The 20,849-nt window shown below is 69.0% G+C and carries 18 protein-coding genes; 7 read left to right on the top strand and 11 right to left on the bottom strand.

Annotation, left to right across the window (positions count from 1 at the left end):
* Positions 1-14 precede the first annotated feature (14 nt).
* The 5 genes from AMK58_RS27380 to yjfF all read left to right on the top strand — a co-directional run bounded on the left by AMK58_RS27380 (position 15) and on the right by yjfF (position 6,368).
* Positions 15-1,595, top strand: coding sequence for an aldehyde dehydrogenase (NADP(+)) (locus AMK58_RS27380; protein WP_059399694.1), 1,581 nt, complete (start codon positions 15-17; stop codon positions 1,593-1,595).
* A 175-nt stretch (positions 1,596-1,770) separates the two neighbouring features.
* Positions 1,771-2,736, top strand: coding sequence for a galactofuranose ABC transporter, galactofuranose-binding protein YtfQ (ytfQ, locus tag AMK58_RS27375; protein ID WP_035682605.1), 966 nt, complete (start codon positions 1,771-1,773; stop codon positions 2,734-2,736).
* Between the two features lie 38 nt (positions 2,737-2,774).
* Positions 2,775-4,325: a galactofuranose ABC transporter, ATP-binding protein YtfR gene (gene ytfR / locus AMK58_RS27370; RefSeq protein ID WP_059399693.1), complete on the top strand. Its 1,551-nt coding sequence runs from the start codon at positions 2,775-2,777 to the stop codon at positions 4,323-4,325.
* Entirely contained in the window at positions 4,322-5,386 is a 1,065-nt protein-coding gene (locus tag AMK58_RS27365; protein ID WP_035682600.1) for an ABC transporter permease, read from the top strand. The genes ytfR and AMK58_RS27365 overlap by 4 nt, the downstream gene beginning before the upstream one ends.
* Positions 5,387-5,390: 4 nt before the next feature.
* The gene (yjfF, locus tag AMK58_RS27360; protein WP_035682598.1) at positions 5,391-6,368 is read left to right on the top strand and encodes a galactofuranose ABC transporter, permease protein YjfF; all 978 of its coding nucleotides are present in this window, start codon (positions 5,391-5,393) and stop codon (positions 6,366-6,368) included.
* Positions 6,369-6,373: 5 nt separating this feature from the next.
* Here the strand turns inward: yjfF and pth are convergent, their stop codons facing one another.
* From pth to AMK58_RS27315, 9 genes are all read right to left on the bottom strand, one after another.
* Positions 6,374-6,949 (bottom strand): aminoacyl-tRNA hydrolase, encoded by a 576-nt coding sequence (pth, locus tag AMK58_RS27355; protein WP_035682595.1) that lies wholly within the window; start codon positions 6,947-6,949, stop codon positions 6,374-6,376.
* A gap of 89 nt (positions 6,950-7,038) precedes the next feature.
* Positions 7,039-7,650 carry a 50S ribosomal protein L25/general stress protein Ctc gene (locus tag AMK58_RS27350; protein WP_014199936.1) on the bottom strand — a complete coding sequence of 204 codons (612 nt, stop codon included), beginning with the start codon at positions 7,648-7,650 and terminating at the stop codon, positions 7,039-7,041.
* Between the two features lie 310 nt (positions 7,651-7,960).
* On the bottom strand, positions 7,961-8,896 hold the full coding sequence (locus tag AMK58_RS27345) for a ribose-phosphate pyrophosphokinase (protein ID WP_014199935.1): 936 nt from the start codon (positions 8,894-8,896) through the stop codon (positions 7,961-7,963).
* A 199-nt stretch (positions 8,897-9,095) separates the two neighbouring features.
* Complete coding sequence (locus tag AMK58_RS27340; protein WP_035682590.1) at positions 9,096-9,572, bottom strand: bacteriohemerythrin; 477 nt, start codon at positions 9,570-9,572, stop codon at positions 9,096-9,098.
* A gap of 120 nt (positions 9,573-9,692) precedes the next feature.
* A complete protein-coding gene (pgeF, locus tag AMK58_RS27335) occupies positions 9,693-10,460 on the bottom strand; it encodes a peptidoglycan editing factor PgeF (protein ID WP_035682588.1) in 768 nt (255 codons plus the stop codon).
* A gap of 46 nt (positions 10,461-10,506) precedes the next feature.
* Positions 10,507-11,637 (bottom strand): class I SAM-dependent methyltransferase, encoded by a 1,131-nt coding sequence (locus tag AMK58_RS27330; protein ID WP_035682586.1) that lies wholly within the window; start codon positions 11,635-11,637, stop codon positions 10,507-10,509.
* Positions 11,638-11,654: 17 nt separating this feature from the next.
* Positions 11,655-12,461: a prolipoprotein diacylglyceryl transferase gene (gene lgt, locus AMK58_RS27325; protein ID WP_035682583.1), complete on the bottom strand. Its 807-nt coding sequence runs from the start codon at positions 12,459-12,461 to the stop codon at positions 11,655-11,657.
* 60 nt (positions 12,462-12,521) lie between these two features.
* Positions 12,522-13,508 (bottom strand): ADP-glyceromanno-heptose 6-epimerase, encoded by a 987-nt coding sequence (gene rfaD / locus AMK58_RS27320; protein ID WP_035682581.1) that lies wholly within the window; start codon positions 13,506-13,508, stop codon positions 12,522-12,524.
* Positions 13,509-13,631: 123 nt separating this feature from the next.
* Positions 13,632-15,332 carry a long-chain-fatty-acid--CoA ligase gene (locus tag AMK58_RS27315; protein WP_236778382.1) on the bottom strand — a complete coding sequence of 567 codons (1,701 nt, stop codon included), beginning with the start codon at positions 15,330-15,332 and terminating at the stop codon, positions 13,632-13,634.
* Positions 15,333-15,670: 338 nt separating this feature from the next.
* Here AMK58_RS27315 and AMK58_RS31860 point away from each other — a divergent pair, with 338 nt between their 5' ends.
* Positions 15,671-16,126: a cold-shock protein gene (locus AMK58_RS31860; protein ID WP_035682576.1), complete on the top strand. Its 456-nt coding sequence runs from the start codon at positions 15,671-15,673 to the stop codon at positions 16,124-16,126.
* Between the two features lie 109 nt (positions 16,127-16,235).
* Positions 16,236-16,898 carry a chemotaxis protein gene (locus AMK58_RS27305; RefSeq protein ID WP_059399738.1) on the top strand — a complete coding sequence of 221 codons (663 nt, stop codon included), beginning with the start codon at positions 16,236-16,238 and terminating at the stop codon, positions 16,896-16,898.
* A gap of 20 nt (positions 16,899-16,918) precedes the next feature.
* Here AMK58_RS27305 and AMK58_RS27300 read toward each other — a convergent pair whose 3' ends face one another.
* Both AMK58_RS27300 and ppdK read right to left on the bottom strand, forming a co-directional pair.
* Entirely contained in the window at positions 16,919-18,010 is a 1,092-nt protein-coding gene (locus AMK58_RS27300) for a serine hydrolase domain-containing protein (RefSeq protein ID WP_236778359.1), read from the bottom strand.
* Between the two features lie 54 nt (positions 18,011-18,064).
* Complete coding sequence (gene ppdK / locus AMK58_RS27295) at positions 18,065-20,758, bottom strand: pyruvate, phosphate dikinase (protein WP_035682612.1); 2,694 nt, start codon at positions 20,756-20,758, stop codon at positions 18,065-18,067.
* Between the last annotated feature and the right edge of the window lie 91 nt (positions 20,759-20,849).

The following is a 20,849-nucleotide window of genomic DNA, read 5'->3' as shown; positions in this document are numbered from 1 at the left end:
CCGGGAGAACCCAGATGACCATCACCGGCGAGATGCTGATCGGCGCGCGGAGCCACCGCGGCTCCGACGGCGAGTTCCGCGCCGTCGATCCCGCCACCGGCGCGGAGCTGGAGCCGGCCTTCGGCGGCGGCGGGGTGGCGGAGGTCGAGCGCGCCTGTGCGCTGGCCTGGGCCGCCTTCGACGCCTTCCGCGAGACCGGGCTGGAGGCGCGGGCCGCCTTCCTGGAAACCATCGCCGCGAACATCCTCGACCTCGGCGACGCGCTGATCCTCCGCGCCATGGCCGAGAGCGGCCTGCCGCGCCCGCGGCTGGAGGGGGAGCGGGGGCGCACCGTCGGCCAGCTCCGCCTGTTCGCCCAGACGGTGCGCGAGGGCGGCTGGCTGGAGGCCCGCATCGACCCGGCCCAGCCGGAGCGCAAGCCGCTGCCGCGCCCCGATGTCCGGCAGCGCCACATCCCGCTCGGCCCGGTCGCGGTGTTCGGCGCGTCGAATTTTCCGCTGGCCTTCTCGGTGGCCGGGGGCGACACCGCGTCGGCTCTTGCCGCCGGCTGCCCGGTGGTGGTCAAGGGCCATTCCGCCCATCCTGGCACGTCGGAGCTGGTCGGCCGGGCCATCCAGGCGGCGGTGGCCTCCTGCGGATTGCCCGAGGGCGTCTTCTCGCTGCTGTTCGGCGTCGGCAACCCCATCGGAACGGCGCTGGTCACCGACCCGCGCATCAAGGCGGTGGGCTTCACCGGCTCGCGCGGCGGCGGCCTTGCCCTGATGGCGGCGGCGGCCCGCCGGCCCGAGCCGATCCCGGTCTATGCGGAGATGAGCAGCATCAATCCGGTCTTCCTGATGCCGGCGGCGCTGGCCGCGCGGGCGGAGGCGCTGGGCAAGGGCTTCGTGGCCTCGTTGACCATGGGCGCCGGCCAGTTCTGCACCAACCCCGGCATCCTGCTGGGTATCGACGGGCCGGACCTCGACCGTTTCGTGGCCGTCGCGGTGGAGGCGCTGGGCGGCAGCGCCGCTTCGACCATGCTGACCCCGGCCATCCGCGCCGCCTATGATTCGGGGGTGGCACGGCTGTCCGGCAGCGCCGCCGTGGCGACGCTGGCTCGCGGACTGGCCTGCAGCGGTCCCAACCAGGCGCAAGCCGCTTTGTTCGGCACGACGGCCGATGCCTTCCTCGCCGACCCGGCCCTGCAGGACGAGGTGTTCGGGGCGGCGTCGCTGCTGATCCGTTGCCCGGACGCGGCGGCGATGCGGACCGTCGCCGAGCGGCTGGAGGGCCAGCTCACCGTGACCGTGCAGATGGAGCCGGCGGACGGCGACGCCGTGGCCGCCCTGCTGCCGACGCTGGAGCGCAAGGCGGGCCGCATCCTGGCCAACGGCTGGCCGACCGGGGTGGAGGTCTGCCACGCCATGGTCCATGGCGGCCCCTTCCCGGCGACCTCGGACAGCCGGACCACCTCGGTCGGCACCTTGGCGATCCGGCGCTTTCTGCGCCCGGTCTGCTACCAGGACATTCCCGCCGCCCTGCTGCCGGAGGCGCTGCGCGACGGCAACCCGCTCGACCTGTGGCGGCGGATTGACGGCGTGCCGGGACAAGAGTGAGGGAAGGACCGGCAACGCATTGCCCGCATCGGGCGATCATGCCGGTTTCGGTATCGCTTCGGTCGAGAATCGTATTGGACAGATATGGTTTTCGATGCCTAATGTTGGCTCAACGAACAGATGCGAGCGGGCGCCGCCCGAATCGATGACAAGACACCCAGGGGAGTGAAACGGTATGTCCAGGACATGGCTGATCTCCGCCGCTGCCGCCGCGGCCTTGTTGATCGGGCTCGGCGGTGCGCAGGCCGCCGACAAGAAACTGGTGGTCGGCTTCTCGCAGATCGGCTCGGAATCGGGCTGGCGCGCCGCCGAGACCAAGACCGCCAAGACGGAGGCCGAGAAGCGCGGGATCGACCTGAAGATCTCCGACGCCCAGCAGAAGCAGGAAAACCAGATCAAGGCCGTGCGTTCCTTCGTCGCCCAGGGCGTGGACGCCATCTTCATCGCCCCCGTGGTGGCCACCGGGTGGGATTCGGTGCTGAAGGAGGCGAAGGAGGCGAAGATCCCGGTCGTCCTGCTCGACCGCCAGATCGAGACCCGGGACCCCGGCCTCTACATGACCGCCGTCACCTCCGACACGGTGCTGGAGGGCCGGGTTGCCGGCGAATGGCTGGCCAAGCAGACCGGCGGCACCTGCAACGTGGTCGAACTCCAGGGCACCGTCGGCTCCTCCCCCGCCATCAACCGCAAGAAGGGCTTCGACGAGGTCGTCGCCAAGAACCCCGGCATGAAGATCGTCCGCACCCAGTCCGGCGACTTCACCCGCGCCAAGGGCAAGGAGGTGATGGAGAGCTTCATCAAGGCGGAGAACGGCGGCAAGGGCATCTGCGCGGTCTACGCCCACAACGACGACATGGCGGTCGGCGCCATCCAGGCGATCAAGGAGGCCGGGCTGAAGCCGGGCAAGGACATCCTGGTCGTGTCCATCGACGGCGTGCCCGACATCTTCAAGGCGATGGCCGACGGCGAGGCCAACGCGACCGTGGAACTGACGCCCAACATGGCCGGCCCCGCCTTCGACGCGCTGGTCGCCTTCAAGAAGGACGGCAAGGCGCCGCCGAAATGGATCCAGACGGAATCGGCGCTGTTCACCCCCGACACCGCCAAGGCCGAGTACGAACGCCGCAAGGACGCCTACTGACCCGGCCGTCCCACGGCACCGCCGGCGAGGCCCCCCGCATGACGGACCCCACCCCCACCGCGTCCCCGCCGCTGCTGGCGATCCGCGGCCTGTCCAAGGCCTTCCTGGGCGTCCAGGCGCTCGACGGCGTGGATTTCACCGTGCGCCACGGCGAGATCCACGCCCTGCTCGGTGAGAACGGCGCCGGCAAATCGACGCTGATCAAGACGCTGACCGGCGTCTACCAGCGCGACGCCGGCACCGTGACGCTGGAGGGGCGGGCCATCGCCCCCCGCGGCGTGGAGGAGGCGCAGCGCCTGCACATCGGCACCGTCTATCAGGAGGTGAACCTGCTGCCGAACCTGTCGGTGGCGGAGAACCTGTTCCTCGGCCGCCAGCCCATGCGCTTCGGTCTGGTCGACCGCGGCGCCATGCGGCGGCGGGCGCGGGCGGTGCTGATCCCCTACGGCCTGACTCTCGACGTGACGGCGCCGCTCGGCCGCTTCTCGGTGGCGACGCAGCAGATCGTCGCCATCGCCCGCGCGGTGGACATGTCGGCCAAGGTGCTGATCCTCGACGAGCCGACCGCCAGCCTCGACGCGCAGGAGGTGGCGGTCCTCTTCAAGGTGATGCGCACCCTGCGCTCGCGCGGCATCGGCATCGTCTTCGTCACCCATTTCCTCGATCAGGTCTACGCGCTGTGCGACCGCATCACCGTGCTGCGCAACGGCCGCCTGGTGGGGGAGCGGCGCACCGCGGAACTGCCGCGCCTCGACCTCGTCGCCATGATGCTGGGACGGGAATTGGAAGCGGCGGCCCACCGCATCGCTCCGCTGGCCGATGAGGGGGAGGAGGACGCCCGGCCGCCGCTGGTCCGCTTCCGCGGCTATGGCAAGGCGCGCAGCGTCGAGCCCTTCGACCTCGACATCCGCCCCGGCGAGGTGGTCGGGCTCGCCGGGCTGCTCGGCTCCGGCCGGACGGAGACGGCGCGGCTGGTCTTCGGCATGGACCGCGCCGACCGGGGCGAGGCGGCGGTGGACGGCCAAGCGGTGCGGCTGCGCGGGCCGCGCGACGCCATCCGGCTCGGCTTCGGCTTCTGCCCGGAGGACCGCAAGAAGGAGGGCATCGTCGGCGCGCTGTCGGTGCGCGAGAACATCATCCTGGCGCTCCAGGCGCGGCAGGGCTGGCTGCGGCCGATCCCGCGCCGCCGCCAGGAGGAGATCGCCGACCGTTTCATCCGCCTGCTCGACATCCGCACGCCGCACGCCGAGCAGCCGATCCAGCTCCTGTCCGGCGGCAACCAGCAGAAGGCGCTGCTCGCCCGCTGGCTGGCGACCGAGCCGCGCCTGCTGATCCTCGACGAGCCGACGCGCGGCATCGACGTCGGCGCCCACGCCGAGATCATCCGCCTGATCGAGCGGCTGTGCGCCGACGGCATGGCCCTGCTGGTCGTCTCGTCGGAGCTTGAGGAGATCGTCGCCTACAGCCGCCGCGTCGTCGTGCTGCGCGACCGCCGCCATGTCGCGGAGCTGAGGGGAGGGGAGGTCGCCGTGGACCGCATCGTCGCCGCCATCGCGTCGGAGACCGTTCCCGTGGAGCCGCGCCCATGACGCGGTCGGCCCCCGGCCCGTCGCGCAACCTGCCGCAATACGGCGCGCTGGCCGCCGTCCTGCTGGCCAACTGGCTGCTCTTCCCCGACTTCTTCTCCATCCGCCTGCAGGACGGCCGGCTGTTCGGCAGCCTGATCGACGTGCTGAACCGTGGCGCCCCGGTGGCGCTGCTCGCCATCGGCATGACCATGGTCATCGCCACCCGCGGCGTCGACCTGTCGGTGGGCGCGGTGATGGCGATCTCCGGCGCGGTCGCCGCCACCCTGACCCAGGCGGGCTGGGGCTTGGCCCCGGTGCTCGCGGCGTCGCTGGCGGCCGGCCTGCTCTGCGGGCTGTGGAATGGGCTGCTGGTGGCGGTCCTGCGCATCCAGCCGATCGTCGCCACCCTGATCCTGATGGTCGCCGGGCGCGGCATCGCCCAGCTCGTCACCGAAGGGCAGATCGTCACCTTCACCAGCCCCGGCCTCGCCTTCATCGGCAGCGGGTCCTTCCTGACCGTTCCGATGCCGGTGGTCATCACCGCCGTCCTGCTGGGGGTGACCGCGCTGCTGGTCCGGATGACCGCGTTGGGGCTGATGATCGAGGCGGTCGGCGTCAACCGCCTGTCCAGCGCCGGGGCGGGCGTCAACACGCCGGTCGTGCTGATCGCCGTCTATGTCTGGTGCGGCCTGTGCGCCGCGGTCGCCGGTCTGGTGGTCGCCGCCGACATCCGCGGCGCCGACGCCAACAACGCCGGCCTGTGGCTGGAGCTGGACGCCATCCTGGCGGTGGTGGTCGGCGGCACCTCCCTGCTCGGCGGGCGGTTCGGGCTGCTGCTGTCGGTGGTCGGGGCGCTGATCCTCCAGGCGATGAACACCGGCATCCTGCTGAGTGGCTTCAAGCCGGAGTTCAACCTGATCGTCAAGGCCGGCGTCCTGATGGTCGTCCTGCTGTTGCAATCGCCGACCCTGACGCTGTTCCTGCCGCGCCCGGCCGGCCACCGACCCGCCCAGCCGCCGGTCCGGCCGCCGACCCCGCCACGGGCCAAGCCCGAGAGCCCAAGCCCGAGCGCGGGAGCGTGACGCCATGATCCACCGCTTCCTTCCCCTGCTGGTGACCAGCGCCGTCCTGGTGGTCGGCTTCCTGCTCTGCGCCGCGCAGTTCCCCAACTTCGCCTCGCTGCGGGTCGTCGGCAACCTGCTGACCGACAACGCCTTCCTCGGCATCACGGCGGTCGGCATGACCTTCGTGATCCTGTCGGGCGGCATCGACCTGTCGGTAGGGGCGGTGATCGGCTTCACCACCGTCCTGCTGGCGGTGCTGATCGAGCAAGGGGGCTGGCATCCCTATTCCGCCTTCGTGGTGGCGCTGGCGGTGGCCGGCGGCTTCGGCGCGGCGATGGGCGCCGTGATCCATGTCTTCCAGATGCCGCCCTTCATCGTCACGCTGGCCGGCATGTTCGTCGCCCGCGGCCTCGGCTTCGTGCTGAGCACCGATTCCATTCCGATCAACCACCCGCTCTACGCCGAGCTGGGCGATCTGGCGCTGCGTTTCGACGGCGGGGGCAAGCTGACGCTGCCGGCGCTGCTGATGCTGGGGGTGGTGGCCGCCGCGGTAGTCTGCGCCCATTGGACGCGCTTCGGCGCCAACCTCTACGCGCTGGGTGGCAACCGCCAGTCGGCGGAGTTGATGGGCGTGCCGGTGGGCCGTACCACGGTCGCGGTCTACGCCCTGTCGGGGCTGCTGGCCGGGCTGGCGGGGATCGTCTTCTCGCTCTACACCGGGGCCGGCTACTCGCTGGCGGCGACGGGAGTGGAGCTGGACACCATCACCGCGGTGGTGATCGGCGGCACGCAGTTGACCGGCGGCTACGGCTATGTGATCGGCACCTTCATCGGCGTGCTGATCCAGGGGCTGATCCAGACTTACATCACCTTCGACGGCAGCCTGAGCAGCTGGTGGACGAAGATCGCCATTGGCGTCCTGCTGTTCGTCTTCATCCTTCTGCAGAAGGGCCTGCTGGCGGTCTGGACCGGCCGCGGCGGCGCCCCGGCTGAGGCGTGACCCCCCTACTTGGCGGGAGCGGTCGCCAGGGTGACCTTGTTCATGAAATTCTCGGCCTGCCCCTTCACGACCAGCGGGAAGGCGTCGGCGACGGCGTCAATCAGCGGGTCGAGCCAGCTCTGCTCGGCCTTGGCGAAGTCGTGGAGGACATAGCCGCTGACCCGGTCCTTGTCGCCCGGATGGCCGATGCCCAGGCGGATGCGCCAGTACTCCTTGCCGAGATGCGCGTCGATGGAGCGCAGGCCGTTGTGCCCGCCATGCCCGCCGCCCTTCTTCACCCGGATCTTGCCGGGCGGCAGGTCCAGTTCGTCATGGATGACGACGACGTCCTCGGGCTTCATCTTGAAGAACTGCACGGCCGCGGTGACCGACTGGCCGGACAGGTTCATGAAGGTCAGCGGCTCCAGGGCGATCACTTTCTCGCCGCCAATCGTACCCTCGGCGGTCTGGCCCTGGAAGCGCTTGCGCCAGGGGCCGAAGCCGTGACGGCGGGCGATCTCCTCCACCGCCATGAAGCCGATGTTGTGCCGGTTGCGCGCGTATTCGGCGCCAGGGTTGCCCAATCCCACCAGCAGCAGCATGGCGCATTCTCCTCATCTCGAAACAGCGTAGGCCGGAAACGAAACAGGGGGCCGAAGCCCCCTGTCGCAACCCCGAAGGCGGCTTCCGATCAGGAAGCGGCGGCCTCGGTGGCTTCGCCCTCTTCGGACTTCAGGCCCGACGGGGCGACGATCGTGGCGATCGTGAAGTCGCGGTCGGTGATGGTCGAGGCGACACCCTCCGGCAGCTTCACCGAAGAGATGTGGATCGAATCGCCGACGTCGTAGCCCTCGCAGGAGATCGTGATCTGCTCCGGGATGTTGCCGGCGGAGACGGTCACGTCCAGCTCGTGGCGGACGATGTTCAGCACGCCGCCGCGCTTCAGGCCCGGCGACTTCTCCTGGTCGACGAACTCGACCGGAACCTGCACGGTGGTGCGGGTTTCGGCGGAGACGCGCAGGAAGTCGACGTGCAGCGGGACGTCGGTGACCGGATGGAACTGCACGTCGCGCGGCAGGACCCGGTGGGTGGCGCCATCGACGGTGACGTCGAACAGGTGCGTGAAGAAGCCCGCCTGGTTCAGAACACGGGTGAACGTGAACTTCTCCAGCGAAATCATGATGGGGGCCTGCTTGCCACCGTAGATCACGGCCGGGATACGGCCATCACGACGGGTCTGGCGGGCGGTCCCCTTGCCGGCCCGGTCGCGCGCTTCGGCGCTGAGCGGAACGATCTGCGTCATCGGAAGAACTCCTTGAACGGAAAAAAGCGCCAGCCTCCAGGGGTGCTGACGCGTGGGCGCGGTGATTAAGCCATGCGGGGCACGGCGTCAAGGACAGAGTCCGGAAACTCCCGAATGGCCCTTATGAAAAGATGGCGCCCATGAAAAAAGCCCTTCCCCCGTGGAGGGGAAGGGCTTTTCGCGTGTGGTCCGGCGCCGTTAAAGCGGATTACAATCCGCTTTGGACCGCGACGGCGGTCCCGGCCGCACATGCGGCCGAAGCCCGTCGGCGAATGAGGCAATGTGAATCTAAAGCGAACGGAAGTTCGCTTTAGGAGAACAGGCTCGACACCGAACGCTCTTCGCTGATGCGGGTGATCGCGTCAGCGAGCAGCGGGGCGATGGTGAGCTGGCGGATGTTGCGCGAGACGCGCACGGCCTCGGTCGCCTGGATGCTGTCGGTGGTGACCAGCTGCTCCAGCGGCGACACGGCCACGCGGGCCACCGCACCGCCGGACAGAACGCCGTGGGTGCAATAGGCGTGGACAGACTTCGCGCCGGCGTCCATCAGGGCGACCGCGGCGTTGCACAGCGTGCCGCCCGAATCCACGATGTCATCGAGCAGGATGCAGCGGCGGTTCTTGACGTCGCCGATGATGTTCATCACCTCCGACACGCCGGCGCGTTCACGCCGCTTGTCGATGATGGCGAGATCGGCGTCCAGCCGCTTGGCCAGCGAGCGGGCGCGCACCACGCCGCCGACGTCGGGCGACACCATCGTCACCTCGCCGATGTCCTCGAAGGTCGCGCGGATGTCCTTCTCGAACACCGGGGCAGCCATCAGGTTGTCGGTCGGGATGTCGAAGAAGCCCTGGATCTGGCCCGCGTGCAGGTCCATGGTCAGCACGCGGTTGGCGCCGGCCTGGGTGATCAGGTTGGCGACCAGCTTGGCCGAGATCGGCGTGCGCGGGCCGGTCTTGCGATCCTGGCGCGCATAGCCGTAGTAGGGGAGGACCGCCGTGATGCGCCGGGCCGACCCGCGACGCAGGGCGTCGATGGTGACCAGCAGCTCCATCAGGTTGTCGTTGGCCGGGAACGACGTCGACTGGACCACGAACACGTCTTCGCCGCGCACGTTCTCCAGGATTTCGACGAACACCTCCATGTCCGAAAAACGGCGGATGCTCGCTTTGGTCAGCGGCACGCCGAGACAGGTGGAGATGGCCTCGGCCAGCGGACGGTTGCTGTTGCCGGCAAGCACCTTCATCGCAGTCGGCTCTCTCTGCAGGGAATAGGTTCCGGTGCGCCCGTCAGTCCCTTGCCGACGCCGCCCCTTGAAAACGCGGCGGACCATAACAAAGGGGCGCACCTATGTAAACGTTCCATGACGGGCGGTTCAAGACGCCGCAGCCAGCCGGCCCTGCGATTCCCGCATGGCGCAAGCGTGGCGGCAGGACGCTCGCGCATCACCGCACGGCGAACTTCGCAAGGTGCGATTTCATGGGCAGGTCGGCCTTCACGAAATGGTCGAAGAACCAGAATTGCAGAAGCTCGTCCGCCTTGGCCTTCACATAGCCGTATTCGAAGGCCGACTCCTCGGCGTCCACCTGTCCGATGATGTCGTCCAGGAGGGTGGCGAGCCGGCGGTGCTGCGCCCGGTGTTCCTCCAGATGCGGGTAGCGCATCGAGGCCTGGACCCGCTCCTCCCGCAGGAAATGGCGGACCGAGACGCGGCGCAGCTCGTTCAGCAGGGCCAGCGCCAGCTTGCGCCCGGACTCCTCGCCCGGCAGGGCGACGAAGCGGCGGATCAGCTCGTGCTGCATCCGGTGGTCGGCGTCCAGCCCGCCGTTGTCGAGCACCATCCGCGTGTTGCGCCAGTCGCTCCGCCCACCGCCCTGTCCATCGCTGCGATGCGTCTCCTCCCGGTGCGCGTCCATCGTCATGCCGACGTCCCCCTCTCCGGAATGTCCCAACCTTTGAGAATCGATCTTACCCGAAATGGGCCGTATCGCAATCAGTCAGAGGTAAGAACAAATTTCAGGCAAGGATCCTTTCGTGCGCACTCAGCCCTGAAGGACGATGGCCGACAGGCCGCGCCCATAGTCCTTCTCGCCACGCAGGCAGGACCGGCGGTAGCTGAAGAAGCGGTCCTCCTCGACCACCGTGTCGTTGGGGCAGCGCTGGATGATCTGCACCCCGGCGTCGCCCAGGCGACGGGTGATGTAGCCGGCCAGATCGAACAGGAAATGATCCGGGCGGCGGGCCGGCGCGAAATAATCGCGGTTGCGCGGCTCCTCGGCCAGGAAGGGGGCGGGGAATTCCGGCCCGACCTCGTAGGAGCGCTGGGCGATGCAGGGGCCGATGGCAGCAACGATGCGGTTGCGCTTGGCGCCCAGCTCCTCCATGCGCGCGATGGTCGCCTCCAAAACGCCGCCCTTGGCGCCCTTCCAGCCGGCGTGGGCGGCACCGATGACGCGGGCCTTCTCGTCGGCGAACAGCACCGGGGCGCAGTCGGCGGTCAGGATGCCCAGCGCGATCCCCGGACGATCGGTCGCCATGGCGTCGGCGTGAGGCGCCTGATCGGGCGTCCAGGGCTCGGTGACCACGACGCAGGTCGGGCTGTGCACCTGATAGCAGGTGACGAGCCGCTCCGGCGGAACGTCCATGCGGGCCGCGGCGCGCGCGCGGTTCTCCGCCACGGCGGCGGGGGCGTCCCCGGAGCCGAAGCCGACGTTCAGCGAGGCGTACAGCCCCGTCGACACGCCGCCGGTGCGGGTGAAGAAGGCGTGTCGGATGTGGGTAATGTCGTTCAGCGCGCCAAGCGTAATCACGAACCCGTCCCTTTGCTGTCGCGGTCTCTTGTCAGGATGCCAGTGTTCAGGATGCCAGTTCCGGGCTTTCGAAGCCCGCTGGAGATCCCAGGCCAGGGGAGGCGAGGGCCAACACTTTGAAGAGGGTGCCCATTTGGTCGGGCGCGATCAAGCGGGCCAATGCGGAGTCGATGTCCGCGGCCTGCTTCGTCGTGGCGCTGCGCTTCAGGGCGGTGGCGCGTGGCTGGATGCCCAGCCGGACCAGCCAGTCGCCCTGGTCCACCGGACCGAAGCTCTCCGCTCCGCCCTCGCGCGCCGCCGCGGCGATGGCGGCGAAATCCACATGGGCGGTCAGGTCGGCCTCGCCCGGCGCGTCCAGCACGGGGGCGTAGGCGTGGCGGCGCAGCGCCTGGAGCGTGTCGCCGACCGCCGGGCCGCCGCGGTAGCCGTAGTCGATCACCAGGGCCGCGCCGGGGTGAGCGGCCAGACGCTCCCCGATCAGCCGCGCCACCGCCTGGGACGCCGGGGAGACCTCGACCACGCTGCCCTCCGGGGCGTCGCGCAGGGCCGGCGGGATCAGCCGGGCGCCGGCGCTGCCGAAGGCCTCCAGGACGAAGCGGAAGCGGGGCGTGTCCATGGATTCCGTGTTGTCGATGTCGATCAGCCGCTCGAACCAGCCGTGGTTGGTCTTCTGGACCTGACGGATGGGCAGGGCGTCGAAGAACTCGTTGGCGAGGATCAGGGTCGGGCCTTCGGGCACATCCTCCAACCGGTCGTGCCAAGCGACCGGGATGCCGGCCAGGGTTTCCTTCTGGCGGGCGCGCAGCGTCGGGCTGGTCTCCACGAGATGGACCCGGGTGGCCTCACGGAAGGCGGGAACCAGCGCGGCGGCGCGCAGGGCGTCCTGCATCAGCGTGCCGCGGCCCGGCCCCAGCTCCACCAGATGGACGGGGGCGGGGCCGCCCAGCCGCGCCCAGGTGTCGACGCACCACAGCCCGGCCAGCTCGCCGAACATCTGGCTGATTTCCGGGGCGGTGGTGAAGTCGCCGGACACGCCGAAGGGGTCCTGGCGCATGTAGTAGCCGAAGCGCGGATGCCCCAGCGCCTCCGCCATGAAGGCGGCGACCGACAGCGGCCCGTCCATCAGGATGCGGCGGGCGAGGTGGTGGGCGAGGCTGTCCGGGGCGGCATCACTCATGACGGGACCTTCCGACCTCAGATGGCGGCGGGGCGGCGGCGGGCCTGGGCGACCAGCCACACACCGAACAGAACCATCGGCACCGACAGAAGTTGTCCCATCGTCGCCCCAGCGTAGAGGAATCCGAGCTGGGCGTCCGGCTCGCGGAAGAACTCCGCGATGATTCGCGACAGGCCGTAGCCGATGAAGAAGATGCCCGCCGTCATGCCGGCCCGCCCGCGCACGGCGGGCATCCGCACCAGGATGGCCAGCAGGACGAACAGCACCGCCCCCTCAAGGAAGGACTCGTAGAGCTGGCTGGGGTGCCGCGGCACCTGCAGCGGGTCGCGCGGGAACACCACCGCCCAGGACACGTCGGGCGCCGGGCGGCCGTACAGCTCGCCGTTGATGAAGTTGGCGATGCGGCCGAAGAACAGCCCGATGGGGGCCGCCGCGGCGATCAGGTCGCCGAAGGCCAGCGGCGACAGCCCGCGCTTCCAGCAGAACAGCAGGATGGCGCCCAGCACGCCGATCAGCCCGCCGTGGAAGGACATGCCGCCGTGCCAGACCATCAGAGCGTCGAGCGGATTCTGGAGGTAGAAGGGCAGGTTGTAGAACAGCACGTAGCCGATCCGCCCGCCCAGGATGACTCCGACCACGGCCCAGGTCAGGAAGTCGTCGTAATCCTCCGCCGAGGGACGGCCCGGCGTGCTGCGGGCCAGCGCCAAGCAGTAACGCCAGCCGAGCACGAAGCCCGCCAGATAGGCCAGCGCGTACCAGCGGATGACGATCGGCCCGAGTTCGAACGCCACGGGGTCGATGGCGGGGAAGGCGATGGCGAGCATGCGCGGCGGGTGCCTTATGTTGTTTCGGCGTTTCCCCCGTCGATGGGGGAGGCGGAACCGTCAGCGGTAGGGGTCGGGCTGCGACAGGAAATCCTGGACGTAGCGGCGCACGCCCTCTTCCAGCTCGGTGAAGGGCTGGTCGAATCCGGCGGCGCGCAGGCGTTCAGTGCGCGCCTCGGTGAAATACTGGTACTTGCCCTGAAGCTCGGCCGGCATGTCGAAATACTCGACGCGCGGCTCCAGCCCGAGAGCGGCGAAGGTGGCGAGCGCCAGATCCTTGAAGCTGCGGGCCTTGCCGGTGCCGACGTTGAACAGCCCGCTGACCTGCGGATTGTCGTAGAGCCACAGCATCACCGCCACGCAGTCGTCCACGAAGATGAAGTCGCGGAGTTGCCCGCCGTCCTCGAACTCCGGGCGGTGCGACTTGAACAGGCGCGCCGGCTCCCCGGCCTTGAGCTTGGGGTGCAGCTTGGCGACGACGCTCATCATGTCGTCCTTGTGCCGCTCATTGGGGCCGTAGACGTTGAAGAACTTCAGGCCCGCCCACTGCGGCGGCACGATGTCGCCCTCGCTCACCACGCGGGCGGCGCGGCGGTCGATCAGGTGCTTGGACCAGCCATAGGCGTTGAGCGGGCGCAGGGTCGCCAGCGCCTCCGGCGACCCGTCGTCGTCGAAACCGGCGGAGCCGTCGCCGTAGGTCGCGGCGGAGGAGGCGTAGATCAGCCGAGCCCCCCGCCAGGAGGACCAGCGCCAGAGGTCCAGCGTCAGCGCCACGTTGTTGGCGACGATCCGGTCCACGTCGCGTTCCGTCGTCGCCGAGATGGCGCCGAGGTGGAAGATCACGTCGATCTCCGCGGCGTGCTGGTCGAGGAAGGCGAGCGCGTTTTCCGGAGCGACGAGGGTGGCGAGTTCCCGCTTGGCGAGATTCTGCCACTTCTCCCCGTCGCCGAAGCGGTCGATCACCGCGACGTTGGTGATCCCGCGCGCGGCCAGGGCCGCCACGAGGTTCGAGCCGATGAAACCGGCCCCACCGGTGACCACGATCATGCGCTTTTCCTTGCCGCCGGACCGAAAGAAAGGACGAGCGTCCTTATAGGGTCCGGGGGGCGGGGCCGCAAGGTGGGGTGGGGCGTATGGCCACCCTGCGGTTCCGGAAGGGCACGCTGTCCCTCATGCGCCCTTCCGCCGCTCCGCCTCCTCGTCGAGCAGGGCCTTGCGCGACAGCTTGCCGATCATCGTCTTGGGCAACTCGCCGCGGAACTCGACCGCCTTGGGCATCTCGATGGGGGAGAGCTTGTCCTTGAGGAAGTCGATCAATTCCTCGCGCGTCAGGGTCTTGCCGTCGTCGACGCGGATGTAGGCCTTCACCGTCTGGCCGCGGTACTCGTCGGGCAGGCCGGCGACCACGCATTCCGCGACGGCGGGGTGCAGGTAGATCGCCTCCTCCACGTTGCGCGGGTAGACGTTGAAGCCGCTGCACAGGATCATGTCCTTGATGCGGTCGACGATGTGGGTGTAGCCGTCCTCGTCCATGTAGCCGACGTCGCCGGTGTGCAGGCGCCCGTCCACCAGGGTCATCGCCGTTTCGGACGGCTTGTTCCAATAGCCCTTCATGACCTGCGGGCCGCGGATGCACACCTCACCCTTCTCGCCGACCGGCAGGACGCGGCGCGGCTCCTCCAGGCTGACGATCTCGATCAGCGTGCCGGGCAGGGGGAGGCCGATGGAGCCGGCCTTGTTCAGTCCGGTGATCGGATTCGCCGTGGCGACGGGGGAGGATTCGGACAGGCCGTAGCCCTCCACCAGGACGCAGCCGGTGTTCCGCTCGAACGCCTCCTTGACCTCCACCGGCAGGGGGGCGCCGCCCGACAGGCAATAGCGGATCGAGGAGAGATCGTATTTCTCCAGATGCCTGTGGTGGTTGATCGCGGTGTAGATGGTCGGCACCGCTGGGAACAGCGTCGGCTTTTTGGCGTGGATGGTCTCCATCACCTGATCCAGCTCGAAACGGGGGAGCATGACGATCTCGGCCCCGATGCGGATGCTGAAGTTCATCACCACGGTCATGGCGAAGACATGGAAGAAGGGCAGCACGCCCAGCATCCGCTCCTCCCCCTGCCGCGCGCCGACGAACCACAGGCTGCACTGTTCGGTGTTGGCGTAGAGGTTGGCGTGGGTCAGCATCGCGCCCTTGGGCACGCCGGTGGTGCCGCCGGTGTACTGCAGCACCGCCACGTCCTCCGCCGGGTCGATGGCGACCGGCTTCGGGGCGCCGTCGTTGGTGACGAGCTGGCGGAAGGACAGGTGGCGGTCGTCCGCGGGGACGCGCGCCAGCTCCGCCCGCTTGACGATGGGGAACAGCCAGTTCTTGGGGAAGGGCAGGATGTCGGCCATCGGACAGACCACCAGCCGCTTCAGCCCCGATTCGGCGAGCATCCGCGCCATCTTGCCGTAGAGCACCTTGAGGTCGAGCGTGACCATCAGCTCGACGCCGCTGTCGGTGATCTGGTGGTGCAGTTCCCGCTCGGCGTAGAGGGGGTTGAAGTTCACCACCGTCCCGCCGGCCTTCAGGATCGCGAAATAGCAGATCACGAAATAGGGCGTGTTGGGCAGGAACAGCCCGACGCGCACGCCCTTGCCGACGCCGATCGCCTGGAAGCCGCGGGCGGCGCGTTCCACCATCCGCGCGACCTCCGCGTAGGTCGAGCGCTTGCCCATGAAGTCCAGGAAGGGCCGCTCGGCGAAACGGGCCGCCGCGTCCTCCAGCAGCGCGGTCAGCGGTTTCACCGGAATCGGCGCGTACCAGTCCACGTCGGGCGGGTAGCCCAGGGTCCAGTTCTGGTCCGGCAGTGTGCGGGCCGCATCCCCCATCATCGTTTTCCCTCCCATGTTCGGTTCTTATTCGGCCCTGGCGCCCGTTCGAGCTTATTTGCGGGCCTTTGGCGCATTGTAGCCTTTTTTGTAACCCCTCATCCGGAGAAATGGTCCCTGTGACGGTGCCGCCGCCAGAGGCAAACGGCGGGTGTGAAGAAAAAATTACGCTGGAAACCCTATTTTTCGTGTGGCTAAATTCGTGTTCGGCGGACGATCCGCTTTCCACGCTTGGTGCCATGACCGAAAGGATCGGACCCTTGCCTTCAGCCGATTCGCATCCCAGCGGTGTTCCGGATGTTTTCTCCTCAGGCGAAACAGCCCCGCTCCGCACTTCGGTGAAGTGGTTCGATCCGGTCAAGGGCTTCGGCTTCGTGGCGCCGCAGGACGGGACGACCGATGCCTTCCTGCACATTTCCGTTCTGAACCGCGCCGGGCTGCACGAGATCGGTGAGGGGGCGGAGCTTCTGTGCCGGGTCGTTCCGGGGGGCAAAGGGCCGCAGGTGGTCGACATTCTGGAGGTGCTGAGCACCGGCACCCACGTTGAAAGCCGCAACGAGCGCCACGCCGCGGAGTCCGGCCCCGAGGAGGAGCTGACGGGCACCGTAAAGTGGTTCAAGTCGGAGCAGGGCTTCGGATTCGTCACGGCGGACGACGGGGCCAAGGACGTCTTCGTCCACAAGAGCGTTCTGCGCCGCTGCAACCTGACCGGACTGGATTCCGGCCAGCGGGTGCTGTTGCGGGCGCGCGCCGCGCCGAAGGGGCGGGAGGCCTCCTGGGTTGTTCTGCTGTGACGCGGTCGCGGACGCCGAAAGGTCGGCGGGGCATACGGACTTGTTGTATTTTCTTTAAGTACCACGGGATACCATCGTCGACGCTTTTGCCTCATTCAGGCTGACGGTGATGCCCCTGTCCGGACCGCTTCACTTCCAATCCTCCGCCGGAATTGAGCGCCGCGGCTTGGGCGTCGACGGGCCGCGCGCGGACGGCAGCTACCTGGACCGTGAGTTCGGGGCCTATGTGGTGCCGGTGGTGCTCGGCCATCACCGGATTTCCGGCCGCGACGACGACATGCTGGTAACCACGCTCGGCTCCTGCGTCGCCGCCTGCATCAACGATCCGGTCGCCCAGATCGGCGGCATGAACCATTTCCTGCTGCCGGGCTCCCCGTCCGGCGGCGAGGGGTATGGGGTGGCGACCCGCTACGGCAGCGTGGCGATGGAGTGGCTGATCAACGACCTGCTGGAGCGGGGCGCCCGCCGCGAGCGGATGGAGGTCAAGCTGTTCGGGGCGGCCCGCGTCATTGACACCAGCCTGGACGTCGGCGCCGCCAACGCCGCCTTCGCGGTGGACTATGTGCGGCGCGAGGGGCTGGCGCTGGCCGTTCAGGATCTGGGCGGGGACAAGGGGCGGCGCATCCATTTCTTCCCGGCCACCGGCCGGGCCTTCCGCCGCCTGCTGCGTCCCGAGGCGGAGCGGGAGACGGTGCATCAGGAAATGGACTATCTCCAGGCGCTGCGGCGCTCACCCCTGGAGGGCGAGATGGAGCTGTTCGAGCGGCGCTGAGCGCCGTCACTTGTGCAGGATCACTCGCGCAGGATTTCGGCGGTCTCCACGGTCATCCACTCCGCCTGGTCGTTGTCCTCGCCGTCGGTGAAGAGGGCGACGGTCACCGGCTCCTCCCCCGGCTTGCGAACGGGGAAGTGATAGGCGCAGGCCGACCCGCCCGGCCCGCCGCCGGTGTGCCCCCAGTAAGGTCCGGCCTGCGCGTCGCGCTCCACCATCAGGCCAAGGCCGTAACCCGGCTCCACCCAGGGACGGCCGCGCATGGTGCCGGGAACCGGCAGGGAGTCGTGCATGCGCGCCGCCTCGGCGGCGGGCAGCAGGCCGCCGGCGAACAGCGCGTGGAGAAGATCGGCGATGTCCGCCGCCGTCGCCGCCACCACGCCATGGGCCACCCAGCCGGGATGGTAGAGGGCGGCCACGTCGGCGGGCGGCCCGTCCTTGCCGCCGAGATAGGGGCTGGGGCCGGTCCACAGGCCGGACAGGTCGCCGCGCTCCGTCGGCACCGACCAGCCGGTCAAGGCCAGCGGGCGGAACAGCTCACGGTCCAGAGCCTGGGCGAAGGGCAGGTCGGTAACCCGCTCCAGCACCCGCTTCGCCAGAAGATAGCCGATGTTGGAGTAGGAGAATTCCCGCCCCGGCGGGGCGAACAGGTCGGCGGCGCGGCAGCGCTCCAGGAACCCGTCCTCGCTCCACGGCGCCTCGCCCGCCCGCACGGCGGCGTGATAGGCGGGGCTGCCGCCGTAATTGCGCAGCCCGGCGCGGTGGGCGAGCAGTTGGGCCAAAGTCATCCGGTCCGCCGCCACGAAGTCGGGCAGCCAGCGGTCCAGCGGGGCGTCGGGGTCGATCAGGCCTTGTCCGCACAGGCGCAGCAGGGCGGCGGCGGTCAGGGTCTTGGTGATGCTGTAGACGAGGAAGCGGGCGGTGACCGGCGGAGGCGCCGCACCGCCGCGGGCGAAACCGGCGGCCCAGGAGCGTGGACCCGAACGGACCGCCACCACCGCGGCGCGGGCCGCGGCGGGGCCGTCGCCCTCGTCGAGGCAGGCGACGAGGCGATCGGTCAACCGGTCGATGTGCCGGGTCGGAAGGGCGGCGTCAGTGTCCACGGAACACATCCCTCAAAAAACGAAGGCCCCCGGGGTGGGGGCCTTCGCGTCGTCGGGTACCGGTCAGTCGCGCTTCACCGTGTCGGCGTCGAGCGCCGCCTGGGCGGCGGCCAGACGGGCGATCGGCACGCGGTAGGGCGAGCAGGACACGTAATCCAGCCCGACCTTCTCGCAGAAGGAGATGGAGGCCGGGTCGCCGCCATGCTCGCCGCAGATGCCGAGCTTGATGTTCGGGCGGACCTTGCGGCCGCGCTCCGTGGCGATGGCGATCAACTCGCCCACACCGTCCTGGTCCAGCGTCTGGAACGGGTCGTGCTCCAGGATGCCCTGGCGCTGGTACTCCGGCAGGAAGGCGCCGGCGTCGTCGCGCGACAGGCCGAAGGTCGTCTGGGTCAGGTCGTTTGTGCCGTAGGAGAAGAATTCCGCGGTCTCGGCGATCTCACCGGCCTTCAGCGCGGCGCGCGGCAGCTCGATCATGGTGCCGACCATGTACTCGAAGGTGACGCCGGTCGAGTCCATGACCTCCTTGGCGACCCGGTCGACGACCGCCTTGAGGATGTCCAGCTCCTTCTTGGTGCCGATGAGCGGGATCATGACCTCCGGCATCACCGTCTCGCCCGTGGTCTGGGAGACCTCGGCGACCGCGCTGAAGATGGCGCGGGCCTGCATCTCGTAGATCTCGGGATAAGTGATGCCGAGGCGGCAGCCGCGATGGCCGAGCATCGGGTTGGCCTCGTGGAGCTGCACCACGCGGTGGTTCACCTTGAGCTGGTCGGTGCCGGTGGCCTTGGCGACCTCCGCCATCTCCGCCTCGGTGTTGGGCAGGAACTCGTGCAGCGGCGGGTCGAGCAGGCGGATGGTCACCGGCAGGCCCGACATGATCGTGAACAGCTCGGCGAAGTCCTTCTTCTGGAAGGGCTCCAGCTTGGCCAGCGCGGCGCGGCGGCCGGCCTCGGTCTCCGCCAGGATCATCTCGCGCACCGCCAGGATGCGGTCCGGGTCGAAGAACATGTGCTCGGTGCGCGACAGGCCGATGCCCTCCGCGCCGAACTTCCGCGCGGTGCGGGCGTCCAGCGGGGTCTCCGCGTTGGTGCGGATCTTCATGCGGCGCAGCGAATCGGCCCAGCCCATCAGCGTGGCGAAGTCGCCCGACAGTTCCGGCTGGATCGTCGGCACCTGGCCCAGCATCACCTCGCCGGTCGAGCCGTCGATGGTGACGATGTCGCCTTCCTTGATGGTGACGCCGCGGACCGACATGATCTTGGACTTGTAGTCCACGCGCAGGTCACCGGCGCCCGACACGCAGGCGCGGCCCATGCCGCGGGCCACCACGGCGGCGTGGCTGGTCATGCCGCCGCGGGTGGTCAGGATGCCGCGGGCGGCGTGCATGCCGTGGATGTCCTCAGGCGAGGTCTCCACGCGGCAGAGGATGACCGCCTCGCCCTGGCCGGCCAGCGTCTCCGCCTCGTCGGCGGTGAAGACGACCTTGCCCGAGGCCGCGCCCGGCGACGCCGGCAGGCCCTTGGCGATGACCTTGCGCTCCGCCTTCGGGTCCAGCGTCGGGTGGAGGAGCTGGTCGAGCGAGGCCGGATCGATGCGGCGCACGGCCTCCGCCTTGTCGATCAGCCCTTCCTCGGCGAGGTCGACGGCGATCTTCAGCGCCGCCGGGGCGGTGCGCTTGCCGTTGCGGGTCTGCAGCATGAACAGCTTGTTCTGCTGGACCGTGAACTCGATGTCCTGCATGTCGCGGTAGTGCTTCTCCAGCGTGAGGCGGACCTCGTTCAGCTGGTTGAAGACCTCCGGCATGACCTCTTCCATGGCGGGGAGGTCGGACTTGTTGGCCTCCTTGCCGGCGATGGTCAGGTGCTGCGGCGTGCGGATGCCGGCCACCACGTCCTCGCCCTGGGCGTTGACGAGGTACTCGCCGTAGAAGGCGTTCTCGCCGGTGGACGGGTTGCGGGTGAAGGCCACGCCGGTCGCGCAGTCGTTGCCCATGTTGCCGAACACCATGCACTGCACGTTGACGGCGGTGCCCCAGTCGGCGGGGATGTCGTGCAGCTTGCGGTAGGTGATGGCGCGGGCGTTCATCCACGAGCCGAACACGGCGCCGACGGCGCCCCACAGCTGCTCCTGAACGTCCTGCGGGAAGGGCTTGCCGAGTTCGTGCTCGACGGCCTTCTTGTAGTCCTCGATGACGGCCTGCCAGTCGGCGGCGCTCAGGTCGGTGTCGAGGTTGTGGTTCTTGTCGCGCTTGTGGTTGTCCAGGATCTCCTCGAAGTGGTGGTGGTCAACGTCCAGCACCACGTTCGAGTACATCTGGATGAAGCGGCGGTAGCTGTCGTAGGCGAATCGGGCGTCGCCCGAGCGCTTGGCGAGGCCGGCGGCGGTCGCGTCGTTCAGCCCGAGATTCAGCACCGTGTCCATCATGCCCGGCATGGAGGCGCGGGCGCCGGAGCGCACCGAGACCAGCAGCGGGTTGGCCGGATCGCCGAAGGTGGCGCCCATGGCCTGCTCCAGCCCCTTCACCGCGGCTTCCACCTGGGCCTTCAGCTCCGGCGGATAGTTGCGGCCGTTGGCATAGAAATAGGTGCAGACCCCAGTCGTGATGGTGAAACCCGGAGGAACCGGGAGGCCCAGATTGGCCATCTCGGCCAGATTGGCTCCCTTGCCGCCGAGCAGGTTCTTCATGTCCGCCCGGCCTTCGGTGGCATCGGCACCGAAGCAGTAAACCCACTTGTTCTCGCCCTGGCTCGCCATCGTGAAATCCTCGTTCACCTCTATGGTCGTCCGGCCGTCGGCTGTGCGGGGAACCGGTGAAGATCAGCCCGGCGAACGGGTGTCCTTCTGG

The organism is Azospirillum brasilense, from assembly GCF_001315015.1.
Classification (GTDB): domain Bacteria; phylum Pseudomonadota; class Alphaproteobacteria; order Azospirillales; family Azospirillaceae; genus Azospirillum; species Azospirillum brasilense.
The sequence above is the reverse complement of the archived record's forward strand: the minus strand, read 5'-3'. Positions and strand labels throughout refer to the sequence as shown.